Annotated in this window: 12 protein-coding genes; 9 read left to right on the top strand and 3 right to left on the bottom strand. The window is 33.1% G+C overall.

Going from position 1 to position 12,017, the window contains the following annotated elements; genetic code table 11:
• The 6 genes from CQA38_RS00005 to CQA38_RS00030 all read left to right on the top strand — a co-directional run.
• Positions 1-1,255, top strand: a 1,255-nt coding sequence (locus CQA38_RS00005; RefSeq protein WP_137631957.1) for a DUF2972 domain-containing protein, incomplete at its 5' end; no start/stop codon positions are given.
• Positions 1,256-1,342: 87 nt separating this feature from the next.
• Positions 1,343-2,662 (top strand): NCS2 family permease, encoded by a 1,320-nt coding sequence (locus tag CQA38_RS00010; RefSeq protein WP_137631958.1) that lies wholly within the window; start codon positions 1,343-1,345, stop codon positions 2,660-2,662.
• Positions 2,663-2,671: 9 nt separating this feature from the next.
• The gene (locus CQA38_RS00015) at positions 2,672-3,109 is read left to right on the top strand and encodes a phosphoribosyltransferase family protein (protein WP_137631959.1); all 438 of its coding nucleotides are present in this window, start codon (positions 2,672-2,674) and stop codon (positions 3,107-3,109) included.
• Positions 3,110-3,225: 116 nt separating this feature from the next.
• Entirely contained in the window at positions 3,226-3,912 is a 687-nt protein-coding gene (locus CQA38_RS00020) for an MlaA family lipoprotein (protein ID WP_137631960.1), read from the top strand.
• Between the two features lie 12 nt (positions 3,913-3,924).
• Positions 3,925-4,506 carry an ABC transporter substrate-binding protein gene (locus tag CQA38_RS00025; protein ID WP_137631961.1) on the top strand — a complete coding sequence of 194 codons (582 nt, stop codon included), beginning with the start codon at positions 3,925-3,927 and terminating at the stop codon, positions 4,504-4,506.
• Positions 4,503-6,926, top strand: coding sequence for an MMPL family transporter (locus tag CQA38_RS00030; protein WP_137631962.1), 2,424 nt, complete (start codon positions 4,503-4,505; stop codon positions 6,924-6,926). Before CQA38_RS00025 ends, CQA38_RS00030 begins: the two co-directional genes overlap by 4 nt.
• Positions 6,927-6,982: 56 nt before the next feature.
• Here CQA38_RS00030 and CQA38_RS00035 read toward each other — a convergent pair whose 3' ends face one another.
• Positions 6,983-7,591, bottom strand: a complete 609-nt coding sequence (locus CQA38_RS00035) for a non-canonical purine NTP pyrophosphatase (RefSeq protein ID WP_137631963.1) — start codon at positions 7,589-7,591, stop codon at positions 6,983-6,985.
• Positions 7,592-7,635: 44 nt separating this feature from the next.
• Positions 7,636-8,505 (bottom strand): hypothetical protein, encoded by an 870-nt coding sequence (locus CQA38_RS00040; RefSeq protein ID WP_137631964.1) that lies wholly within the window; start codon positions 8,503-8,505, stop codon positions 7,636-7,638.
• Positions 8,506-8,633: 128 nt separating this feature from the next.
• Here CQA38_RS00040 and CQA38_RS00045 point away from each other — a divergent pair, with 128 nt between their 5' ends.
• From CQA38_RS00045 to CQA38_RS00055, 3 genes are read left to right on the top strand one after another with little or no spacing between them, the layout of a single operon-like run.
• On the top strand, positions 8,634-9,947 hold the full coding sequence (locus CQA38_RS00045; RefSeq protein ID WP_137631965.1) for an MFS transporter: 1,314 nt from the start codon (positions 8,634-8,636) through the stop codon (positions 9,945-9,947).
• Positions 9,948-10,002: 55 nt separating this feature from the next.
• Positions 10,003-10,731, top strand: coding sequence for a thioredoxin fold domain-containing protein (locus CQA38_RS00050; protein ID WP_137631966.1), 729 nt, complete (start codon positions 10,003-10,005; stop codon positions 10,729-10,731).
• A gap of 2 nt (positions 10,732-10,733) precedes the next feature.
• Positions 10,734-11,261, top strand: a complete 528-nt coding sequence (locus CQA38_RS00055; RefSeq protein ID WP_137631967.1) for a hypothetical protein — start codon at positions 10,734-10,736, stop codon at positions 11,259-11,261.
• Between the two features lie 149 nt (positions 11,262-11,410).
• On the opposite strand, the gene CQA38_RS00060 is transcribed toward CQA38_RS00055, so the two are convergent.
• Positions 11,411-12,004, bottom strand: a complete 594-nt coding sequence (locus CQA38_RS00060; protein ID WP_137631968.1) for a hypothetical protein — start codon at positions 12,002-12,004, stop codon at positions 11,411-11,413.
• Between the last annotated feature and the right edge of the window lie 13 nt (positions 12,005-12,017).

Consider the following 12,017-nt stretch of genomic DNA (forward strand, 5'->3'; position numbering starts at 1 on the left):
AGATGAGGATAAAGTTAATAAAAACTTATTTGTTAATAAAAGTTTATCTTATACTGATATAGAAGCTGATATTGCTTGGGAGTTGAATTTGGGGTTGCCTAAGAGATACCAATTCATCTATATTTCTCCACATGGAGTAGGTGCGGCTGCATTTATGACACTTTTATATCACTGTTGTGATATTTTTATTAGGTATTCTTGGGGTTTAACTTTTGATTCTAAAAAAAGGTATTGCTTTTATTTCCAAAACTTATGCGATACTAAGATTAAAAATCAAGCCATCAATATCTCTGAATGCCATTTACCTTGTTTTAATAAATTTCTATTTTTACTTGATACAAATAAACCCATACTTTTTGGAGTAAGAGATCCTATAGGGATATTAAAACATTGTGTTGGCAGGGATTTTTCTTATGCTATCAATACAAAAAAAGAATTGCCAATAGAATTTAATCTTACTTTCGATTATCGGTGTTATCTTGATTTTTTGCGTCATATTAAAACCAAAATAAATTTTAATTTTGCAGGGCTAAAAAATACTTCTTCCTTTTTTAGCCAATTCTTATCAAAAAGAATTAATTTTAACACAATTAACTATATTGATATGAGTGAAATTACCCCTGATAAAGCTTTTCAAACCTTAAGTAATCTTGCAAAACAATTTTCTTTTCCAGCTCCAAAAAAAGAAATGGAATATTTATGCCATGTACAAGAATTTAAAGGCTATTTAAGATATTTATTTCCTTTAAAGCTTTATGCCAATAAAAAAGATTTGGAAAATGCCTTTAGTCTTCATAATATTCATAACAAAAAACACTATACAATTGATAAAGAAAATAGCATAACTCTTCTATTTTGTAGATTGACAACATATAACAAAAACACTGTTAATCTTATGAAAGAAATTATATATAATGATTTAAGCGAACATATTGGGATATGTATCAGTAAAAAACAATATGATTTATTACAAGGTGATGAGGATTTTTTTAAGAAATTAAAAAATTATTTGATTGAATTTATAAATGAAATAAAAAAAGCTATAGATGAAGGTGAAAAAAATCTAATCAAAGAAGAAAAACTCTTAGAAATTTTACGACAAAATAAAGATGAAAGAGAAAAATTAAAATCATTCTATAAAGATGATATAAATTGTATAGAAGGTATAAAACAAACTCGCCCTGACATTATCGCTTCTTGGAAATACTATAATGAATTTGAAAAAATGTGTGAGGAGTTGGATAAAAAGGCTTAAAAACCAAACAAGACACAAAATTTTGAGTTGTTTTTGCGAATTTATGTTATAATAAAATCTTATCTAAAACTTCAATAGAGGCTTAAGATGGATTTTTTCAAGCTTAAAGAAAACAAAACTAACATTGCAACTGAGTGTATAGCTGGGCTTACCACTTTTTTAACTATGATTTATATTATCCCTGTCAATGCAAGCATAGTTTCTAATAGTGGTATGCCATTTGATGCTTTAATCATCGCCACAGCCTTAGTCACCATCATCGCAACTACCATTAACGCCCTTTATGCCAATACTCCTATAGCCATGAGTGTTGGTATGGGTTTGAATGTGTATTTTACCTTTGGTGTGTGCGTAGCTTTAAATATCCCTTGGCAAAGTGCCTTAGGAGCAGTGTTTATCTCTGGTGTTGTTTTTTTACTCCTTTCTTTTACAAATTTTCGCGTCTGGGTCGTAAAGAGCATACCGCAGGACTTAAGACTTGCTATATCAGCTGGCATAGGAGCCTTTATCGCCTTTGTGGCTTTGCAAAATTTAGGCATAGTTAAAGCCGATCAAAGCACCCTTGTTGCTTTGGGGGATTTTAAGGATACAAAGGTGCTTTTTGGGCTTTTTGCTTTGTTTTTGGTGATCTTATTTTGGGCTTTTAAGCTTAAAGCAGCTTTTATCTTAGCCATACTTGCAAGCTCATTAATTGCTTGGATTTTTGGCATAAATGGGGCAAGTTTTCCAAAAGAAATCTTTTCTTTACCAAATTTAAGCGGAGAAAATGGCTTAAATGAAATTTTTCTTAAACTTGATATCAAAGCAGCCCTTGAGCTTTCAATGATCCCTATTATACTGACTTTTTTTGTAACTCAGCTTTTTGATGGGGTTGGCACGATTACTGGCATTGGGGTGCGGGGTAAAATTTTTGATGATAAAAAAGAAGGAGATAAAAAGCTTGGTAAAACCTTAAGTGCAGACGCTGCAGCTTCAGTGATAGGAGCTGGTATTGGCACTTCAACGGTTACAGCTTTTGTAGAAAGCACTTCTGGAGTAGAAAGCGGAGGAAGGACAGGCTTAACTGCCCTTGTGGTTGCGCTTTGCTTTGCTTTGACTTTATTTTTGTTGCCTTTGTTTAAAGCTATACCTTCAAGTGCGATTTATCCAGTGCTTATTATGGTAGGAATTTTAATGTTTATGAATGTCAAAGACATAGACTTTAAAGACCCAGCCGTAGCCGTTTCAAGCTTTTTTATCATCATCTTAATGCCACTGACTTATTCGATTACAACCGGTTTTGCTTTTGGCTTTTTAGCGTATATTTTGGTGCGTATATTTCGTAGGGAATTTTCTCAAATTTCACTTGGTATTTTGGCTTTAAGTGCGATTTCTTTGCTTGTTTTTTGCTTGCAATTTTTTAGATAGGAGGAAAAAATGATCGTTTATCCGTATGAGGAATTTGAAAAAGATGTCAAAGTTTTAGCCAAACAAATAAGAAACAATTTTAACCCAGACGCTATCGTTGCAGTAGCTAGAGGAGGTATGACTTTAGGACATTTTTTAGCTATGCATATCAATACTCGTTTGATTTTTACACTGAATTCTATCCATTATAATGATACTGCAAAGCTAGGGCATATAGAAATTTTTAATATCCCCGAACTGAGTAAATTTGACAAAGTTTTAATTGTTGATGATATCATAGATAGTGGCGAAACCATGCAAGAAATTTTAAGAATTTTAAAAGAAAAATTTCCAAAGATAGAATTTAAGGTGGCAAGCTTATTTTACAAAGATCAAGCCCTTTTAGAGCCTGAATTTAAGGTAAAAAAAACAGATGAATGGATAGAGTTTTTTTGGGAAAAGATATAAAACTCAAATTTTAAGCACATTGTGGTGCTAAAACTAGCTAAATGCTACTTTTAACATTAACTTTACAATTTATTAATTTATGCTAAAATCCTAGCTTTGATTGTTTAAGGAAGAATTTGAAAAAAATTATCTTTTGTCTTTTTTTATGCTTAAGCGTGCTGAGTTTTGGGCAGGATTTTGAGGACTTTGAGCAAGAATTTAGCTTTGAGGTGTATGATCCTTTAAGAGGATATAATGAAGTGATGACTTCGTTTAATCTTGGCTTTTATAAATATGCTGCTAGACCGGTAAGTAAAGCGTATGGATATGTTACGCCTGATTTTATAAGATATGGGGTAAGAAATTTCACAAACAATATATTTATGCCTTTGCGTTTTATCAATAATGCCTTGCAGTTTAAATTCAAAGAAGCTGGCACAGAGCTTAAACGCTTTGGTGTAAATGTTGTTTTTGGTTTTTTTGGTTTTATCGACGCGGCAAGTAAGACAAATATCCCCAAATATCCAGCCGATTTTGGCACGACTTTAGCTCATTGGGGTGTAGGAAGTGGCTTTCATCTCGTGCTACCCTTTTTAGGACCAAGCAATCTTAGAGATACGCTTTCTTTGCCGGTAAATTGGTATTCTAGCCCAACTGGTTATATTGATCCGTTTTTGTTAAGCGTTGGTGTAAATTCGTATATTATAATGAATGATATGAGTTTTGAACTTGATACTTTTGATGAGATTTATTTTAATACCCCAAATCTCTATCCGTTTTTACGCGATGCGTATGAAAAAAGGCGGATTGAGATGAGTAAATAAGGAGAAAAAAAGATGAAAAAAATACTTTGCATACTCTGTTTGAGCGTGTTTTATGCCTTTGCTTTAAAACTTGAGAGCCTGCCACAAATCATGCAAGAAAATATAGATAAAAGCCTTGTTTTATTGCAAAATGCTACTAAGGACAAAAGCAAAGCTGCTGATGGGATTTTTAAGCTTTTTGATCCTATATTTGATTATAAACTTATGGCAAAACTTAGTCTTTCAAAAAACTATGATAAGCTTAGTGCGAGCCAAAAAGCTGAATTTGATACAGCTTTTGAAGCCCAGCTCAAATCAAGTTTTACGAGCAAGCTTAGCCTTTACACAAACGAGCGCATCCAAGTAAAAAAACTCGAGCAAAAAAACGATACAAGAGTGTGGCTTCACTCGGTTATGGTTATAGATGGCGAAGCTAAAAATATCATTTTTAAATTCTACAAAGCCAAAAATGATGAATGGTTGATCTATGATGTCGATGTTTTAGGTATTTCTATCATACAAACTTATCGTTCCCAGTTTGCTGATTTGTTTGAAAAAGAAGGTTTTCAAAGTTTGCTTGTCAAGCTTAAAACGATTGATTTTGAGGGCAAATGATCTTTGAAACTTTGTTTAAAGCCCTCATCAAACACGCTAAACTTACACTTTTTATAAGCCTTAGTATATGTGTGTTTTTAAGCTTTTTTGCCAGCAAACTTAGCGTTGATGCAAGTGCTGATAGCTTGCTTTTAGAAAATGATGAGGATTTAAGCTTTTATAGACAGATCAATGAGCGTTATAAGAGTGATGATTTTTTAATGATTGCTCTGCGTTTTAAGGATGAAAATCCTTTTAGCGAAGCCAATCTTAAAATGATACAAAATTTGCAAAACGAACTTGAAGCGATCAAAGGCGTACAAAGAATTTTAAGCATTATCAACGCTCCTTTGCTTACCAGCAAAGATAATGAAGACTTAAAAGCCTTGCTTGAGCATATCCCAAGCCTTGCTGATGAGGATATTAACAAAAGCAAAGCTAAAGCTGAAATTCTAAACAGCCCCTTTTATCAAAACAATATCATCTCAAAAGATGGCAAAACTACAGCTTTGATTGTGTATTTTGAGCCAAATTTAGCTTATCTTGAGCTTATAAAAGAGCGTCAAAATACAACAAATGAAGCCTTAAAAGCTCAAATTCAAAACAAGCTTGATCGTATAAGCGAGCAAAATAAACTCGAAAATAAAACACGACTTGATACCATAAAAGCCATCACTTCGCACTATGAAAAGCAAATCGGTGCAATTTATCTTGGCGGTGTGAGTATGATCGCTGATGATATGATTAGTTATATTAAGGCTGATTTGTGGGTGTATGGTGTGGCTTTAAGCTTGCTTTTAACGCTTGTTTTGTGGTTGTTTTTTCGCAAAATTTCTTTTGTATTTTTAGCACTTTTAACTTGTTTTGTCTCGCTAAGTGTGGCAAGTGGAGTGTTTGCTCTGCTTGGCTTTAAGATCACGGTGATTTCATCAAATTATCTTGCTTTTATGCTTATTATTAGTATTTCTTTGATTATCCATCTTATCACGCATTTTATTCATCTTAATAAAAAATTTCCAAAAGCAAATTCAGCTAGACTTACTCTAGCTACACTTTTGGCGAAATTAAAACCAAGTTTTTACGCTATCTTAACTACAGCCATTGGCTTTTTAAGCCTCATTTTTTCAAATATAGAGCCTATCATTAAGCTTGGTATAATGATGAGTATAGGCATAAGCATAAGTCTTGTTTTAAGCTTTGTTTTCTTTGCGTGTTTGATGCCTTTTTTTGCTAGCAAGAAGCTTTTTGAGCAAAGCTTTAATTTTGGCTTTTTGGCATGGTGTGCGAATTTTAGTTTTAGGCGAAAAAAACTTGTTTTTCTTGTCAGTGTGGTGTGCCTTATCATCGCTTTTTTTGGAATTTTACAGCTTAGGGTTGAAAATTCTTTTGTGAATTATTTTAAAGAAAGTTCTGAGATTAAAAAAGGCTTGCTTGTTATTGACGAGCATTTAGGTGGCACCATGCCTTTAGAAGTCGTGCTTCGATTTCAAAACAAAAGCTTGCAAGCTACTCAAGATAGCTTTGAAGATGAATTTAACGCACTGGCTGAACAAAAGACTTATTTTTTTAGTGCTGATAAGATACGTTTGGTTAAAAAAGTGCATGATTATTTTACTCAAAAGGAATTTGTCGGCTCAACTCTTAGCTTAAATAGTCTTTTAATACTTGGCAAAAGTATCAACGAGGGTAAAGATTTAGATGATTTTGCTTTGGCTTTTTTGTATGAAAATTTACCTTTGAATTTTAAAAACGAGCTTTTAAATCCTTTTGTCAATGTTGATGAGAATGAACTCCGCTTTGTTATGCGCATAAAAGACTCTGATGCAACGCTTCAAAGAAATGAGTTTTTAAAAAGTATAAATGAAGAACTTGGCACGCTTTTGCAAGGCGAAGCCCTTGAGTTTAGGCTTAGTGGTATAATGCTCCTTTATAATAATATGCTTCAAAGTCTTTTTGCATCGCAGTTTAATACTCTTGTTTTTGTGATTATAGCGATTTTTGCCCTTTTTGTGCTGGTGTTTAAAAGCTTTAAACTTGCTCTTGTAGGCATACTTGCTAATATCATTCCTTTAAGTCTTGTTTTTGCTTTTATGGGCTTTTTGGGCTTAAGTCTTGATCTTATGAGTATAACTATAGCAGCTATTTGTATAGGTATAGGCGTAGATGATAGCATACATTATATTTACCGATTTAAAGAAGAGCTTGGCAAAAAAAGCTTGCAAGAAGCGTTAATAGTTTCTCATCTTCACATAGGATCAGCTTTATTTCAAAGCAAGGTTGCCATTATTTTAGGCTTTAGTGTTATGATGAGTAGTAATTTTATCCCAACGATTTATTTTGGCTTTTTAACTCTTATCGTGATGATACTTTTGCTTTTAGGTAGTCTTATCTTGCTACCTAGCTTACTTTCAAGCCTAAGATTGCAAAACAAACAAGTATAAAGCCATAAATACAACATACGCCATAATAATTACAAATATATATTTGATAAATGCCTTCATTTTTTTCCTTTGCAAAAAGTATTTAGCCAAATTTGACTCAAACTCAAAGCTCTAAAGCGATGAGAAATACATCGTTTCACACTTTCATCAAGCTCACCTAAGGTTTGATTAAAGCCATTTGGGATAAAAAGGCTATCATAGCCAAAGCCATTTTGTCCTTTTTGTGTATCAATAACCCTGCCATGCAAAAAGCCATGCGAATAAAACTCGCCTAAATTTGAGCTTAAAGCTATGCAGGCTGTATAATGAGCCTTGCTTTCTTTAAGATCAAGCTTTTCAAGCTCTTTGATGAGTTTTGTTCTGTTACTTCCATCATCACCTTGTGCTGAAAAGCGCGCTGAATGAATTCCTGGCTTATTATCAAGTGCGGCGACACTCAAGCCACTATCATCACTTAAAACCACAAATTCAGCCCTTTGCTTAGCATTTAAAGCCTCAAATACAGCCCTACTTTTAATCAAAGCATTTTCTTTAAAACTTTTGCCAATTTCATCTATCTCAAAAGGCTTTAGCACCTCATCAAAGGCATAAATTTCAAAGCCACTGAGCAAATCTTTGATCTCTTTAAGCTTATGTTTGTTTGAGCTCGCAAATACAATCTTCATTTATGCTCCATAAAAGCCTTTATTATAGCAAATTTCAAAGAATTTTAAGCCTTTTCCTGAAAGATTTTTTCTAAATTATCTTTGCAAATACCTTTATACACAAAGTAAATATCAACAAGATTAAACACAAACAAACAAGCAAAGCCATATGCAGCATAAAAACGAATATCTGGTGTTAAAAATAACATACACACAAAAACAGCCAAAAATGCACCAAGCTTCATCACGCCGATCTTTAAATCGCCCTTATAAAAGCGATCAAGACTTAAACCACAAAATATACACATAGGCAAAAGACTAAAAATAAGGCTAAGATAAGGGCTTTTAAGCCTTAAACCCATAAGCCTTAAAAGCTCGTTTTCATCAGCATTTTGCATATGTTTAAAAAGAGCTTCTTTGTGTTTTGATTGAACTTTGCTTTGTATTTGTTCATATAAAACACTCGTATAATATGGATAAAAAACACTCATAAGGGATTTCAAATTTGCATTTTTAATGGTAAGGAAACATACACTTAAATCTACAAAATTGACAAGCCACAACACACTCAACATAGCAGATAAAATTATAGAAAAAGAAGAAAAACTAGGATCAAATCCAAATACATAATAACCCCCAAAAGATATCCACACAAGCAAAACCCACGATAAAGCCACCCCTGCCTTAGCCAGAGCAAGTTTTTCATCTCCTTTATAAAGTCTATCAAAGCTTAACAAACCAAAACTCAAAAAAAATGGAAAGATACCACACAAAAGGCATTTTAAAGGACTTTTAAGGGGAATTTGTAAAAGTCTTTTAAAGTATTTTTCTTGATCTTGTTGTATTTTTAGGGTATTTAAAAGGTTAAAGAGATCATTTTTATATAATTTGCTTTTTAATTTATTTTGAAGCAATAATTCTTCTTGTGCTTGCATAAACTTCCTTAAAGTGTGAAAAATAAGGCTTATTATAGCTTAGTTTTGCTTAAAAAAATGTATTTGTATTAATGATAAATTTAGCTAAGCTCAGTAAAATTAAATTTTTAATACATCAAGGAAAATCAATGCTAAAAAGCGTCTTACCACTTTCATTTATCATCGCGACAAGATTTTTTGGGCTTTTTATCGTGCTTCCTGTTTTAAGTGTCTATGCCTTAGAACTTGATAAGGCTACGCCTTTTTTAGTGGGCTTGCTCGTTGGAATTTATGCTTTGACTCAAATGATCTTACAAGTGCCTTTTGGCATTTTAAGTGATAAAATAGGACGCAAAAAAACTATGCTTTTGGGGCTACTCATCTTTATCATAGGCTCGATCATTTGTGCTGAAGCAAAAGATATATATATCATGCTTTTAGGTAGAGCTTTACAAGGTGCTGGGGCTATTGGGGCTGTGGCTGTGGCGATGATTAGTGATTTTATCAGCGAGGAAAAACGCTCTAAGGCTATGGCGTTAATGGGCGCATTTATAGGCTTAGCCTTTGCAAGTTCTTTAATCCTCGCTCCTTTAATGAGTGAAAAATTTGGACTTTCAAGCCTTTTTTATCTTAGCATAGCTTTAACTTTGCTTTGCATAGTGCTTTTATATACTTGGGTGCCAAAAGAAAGCAAGATCATACAACACGATGAAAAAACTCCACTCAAACGCTTTTTGATAGAGAAAAATTTTGCTTTGATGAATTTAACAAATTTTTCACAAAAAATGCTCATGAGTATAAGCTTTTTATTGATCCCTTTGGTGCTTACAAGATTTAGACTTGATTTGTTTGATACTTATCTTTACTCGATGCTCGCTGGTTTTGTGGCTATGGGTATGGCTGGAGCTTTGGGGGAAAAAAGAGGGCTTGCTAAGGGCATACTTTTGCTTGGGGTTGTTTTCTTTGCTGTGGCATATTTTTTCTTTGCTTGTGTGCCTGCTCTTGGATTTTTAAGCTGGGGAAGGCTTGTTTTTATTTTGGCTGTGGTGCTGTTTTTTGTGGGCTTTAACTTGCATGAGCCTATTATGCAAAGCTGTGCTTCTAAATTTGCTAAGGCAGGCGAAAAAGGAGCGGCTTTAGGTGTGTTTAATTCTTTTGGCTATGCTGGAAGCTTTGCGGGCGGGGTGATAGGTGGCTTTGTGCTGAGTGAGAGGGCGGATTGGTATTTTTCTTTAGGCTTACTTGTTCTTGTTGTATTTATCGCGCTTTGGTTTATTTTGCTGTGTTTTCTTAAAAATCCAAGCGAATTTAAAAATATCTATTTGCCTTTAAGTCAAAAACTTAATACAAACGAACTTTTAGGGCTTAAAGGCATAGTTGAAATTTATGAAAACACGCAACACAAAGTCATCAAATACGACTCAAAACTCATTGATGAAAAAGAAATTCAAAATAAGCTTTAACGAAATATTTACAAAGCCAAATTACAATATAAGAAATTCATAAAAAGGAAAAAAGATGAAAAAGCTCCTCAGCCTTTCAGCCCTTACTTTAAGCATGGTTTTTTCTCAAGCATTTGCTGATAAAAATGATGAGGCGATTAAGTTTTATACTGATTTGATTAAAATGCAAGTGCCAAATGCTAAAGTTTCAGTTTTGAAAAAAGAAAAACTTGAAAACTCAAATATCACAAGCGTAGAGCTAAGCATAAAAGTTGGCGAACAAAGCACGCAAGATATTATTTTCGTGCAAGATGATTTTATCTTTCCAGAAGTTATTGATGTCAAACAAAAAAGAATGTATCGCCAAGAATACGAAATGACTTCACTAGAGCAACAAAGAGCAGAATTTTCACAAAAAGCAAAAGCTGCCCTTAAAAATGAAATGCAAATTATCACGCTAGGCGATAAAAATAAGCCTGTTTTGTATGTTTTTAGCGATCCTGAATGCCCTTATTGTAGAGCGCATTTAGCAGGCATTGAAGAAGAACTTAAAGAAAATCAGCTCAAACTCATCATCACTCCAGTGCATGGAAAAAGTGCTTTTGAAAAAACAGCTTTGATTTACAAAGAAAGCAAAAACGCCAAAACAGACGCACAAAAAATCGCTATTTTAAGAAAATACTATGATGAAAATATCAAAAATTACGACAAAGTCTCTCAAAAAGAACTAAACACTTATTACGCTCTTTTTGAAAAATACCAAAAGCTTGGTTTAAGATCGGTTCCAACTCTCATTAAAGAATAAAAATGCGAATTTGTATCCTTGTCTTTTTTACTCTTTTGTTTTCAGCGTGTGCTTCTAAGGTTGAAAGCTTTATACAAACGAGCAATGAGGGTATTTTTATCAAAACCACTTTACCAAAAAGTGTAAGTATAAATTTACAAAATCCAGCCCAAATTCCAAATACGCTTCAAACAAAGCTTGAAAATGCCCTTGTAAATAAGGGCTTTAATATAGCCACAAATGCAAATACTGCAGACTTTGAAATTTTACTTAATCTTGTTGATTTTAGGAAATTTTCTTATGCAAGAAAGATAAACAGCGGTAGCGTGGGCTTTATATATGGACCTTTTATGAGGGTTGATTATGATTATGAGGTAGAAAATTTTTACCTTTTGCAAGTTAATCTTCAAATCACAAACACACTCACAAAAGAAGCACAAAAGACAAGCTTAATCGCTAGAACAAGCTTTTTGGCTAATACAAAAGAAAGCAAAGCTTCCCTAGAAGATAAAATTATCACTCAAATTTTAAGCTTTTTTTATGTATATTAAACCCTGCTAAGGCTAAATTTAAGGTATTTTATAATACACAAAAACAATAAAAACTTTAAAGCACATTCTTAAAAGAGGCTTTAAAGCTTTTTATTATGATTAAGTGTAAATCAAATCACTTAGAATTTTTAAAATTAAGCCCAAGTTTATCACTTCGCTAAGAGTCTGCCTCTTTTATCCACCAAGCCTTCTTTAGCAGCCTTATCGATAATCGTTTTTAGTGTATCGCTAGTTTGTATCAGCTCATAATACTCTTGTGCATTGCGTGTGAAAATTTGTTCAAAGATATGCTCATACTTTGGCTCATCATAAATAAAATCAGTAATTTTTTGAAAATATGCCAAATACACATCCTGCATCATTTCAACCGCGTTTAACGCTGGGATAATAGGATTTGCTCCTTCTGGTAAATCTGTAAGCTCAAGCTCTTCTTTAACTTTTCTTTGCCTTTCTTTTATCATTGCTTTAGAGATATTTCTAAGCTTGTTTTTATCTTGTGCATTTATATGCTTTGAAACAATCCTATAATAACTTGAATAAAAATTATCCATTGCAGCAGAAAGCTTATTTTCATACTCTATCATTAAACCTATGTGATTGCATAAGAGCAATTCATCATCGCTCACCGCCTTAGCACAATCAAAGCTAGGCGGTAAAATCTCTTGCTCCAGCATTTCATCAATGCTTAAAGCATGAAGCAAAGAGAAACAAAAAACTAAAACCACTAATGTATATTTTTTCATTTTTACTCCTTTT

Source organism: Campylobacter sp. MIT 12-5580 (genome assembly GCF_005406235.1).
In the GTDB taxonomy this organism is placed as follows: Bacteria; Campylobacterota; Campylobacteria; order Campylobacterales; family Campylobacteraceae; genus Campylobacter_D.

Coding starts and splice junctions, on each gene's coding strand:
- CQA38_RS00015 (WP_137631959.1), top strand. CDS start 2,672: ATGATCGTTTATCCGTATGAGGAATTTGAAAAAGATGTCAAAGTTTTA.
- CQA38_RS00055 (WP_137631967.1), top strand. CDS start 10,734: ATGCGAATTTGTATCCTTGTCTTTTTTACTCTTTTGTTTTCAGCGTGT.
- CQA38_RS00050 (WP_137631966.1), top strand. CDS start 10,003: ATGAAAAAGCTCCTCAGCCTTTCAGCCCTTACTTTAAGCATGGTTTTT.
- CQA38_RS00060 (WP_137631968.1), bottom strand. CDS start 12,004: ATGAAAAAATATACATTAGTGGTTTTAGTTTTTTGTTTCTCTTTGCTT.
- CQA38_RS00045 (WP_137631965.1), top strand. CDS start 8,634: ATGCTAAAAAGCGTCTTACCACTTTCATTTATCATCGCGACAAGATTT.
- CQA38_RS00010 (WP_137631958.1), top strand. CDS start 1,343: ATGGATTTTTTCAAGCTTAAAGAAAACAAAACTAACATTGCAACTGAG.
- CQA38_RS00035 (WP_137631963.1), bottom strand. CDS start 7,591: ATGAAGATTGTATTTGCGAGCTCAAACAAACATAAGCTTAAAGAGATC.
- CQA38_RS00025 (WP_137631961.1), top strand. CDS start 3,925: ATGAAAAAAATACTTTGCATACTCTGTTTGAGCGTGTTTTATGCCTTT.
- CQA38_RS00030 (WP_137631962.1), top strand. CDS start 4,503: ATGATCTTTGAAACTTTGTTTAAAGCCCTCATCAAACACGCTAAACTT.
- CQA38_RS00040 (WP_137631964.1), bottom strand. CDS start 8,505: ATGCAAGCACAAGAAGAATTATTGCTTCAAAATAAATTAAAAAGCAAA.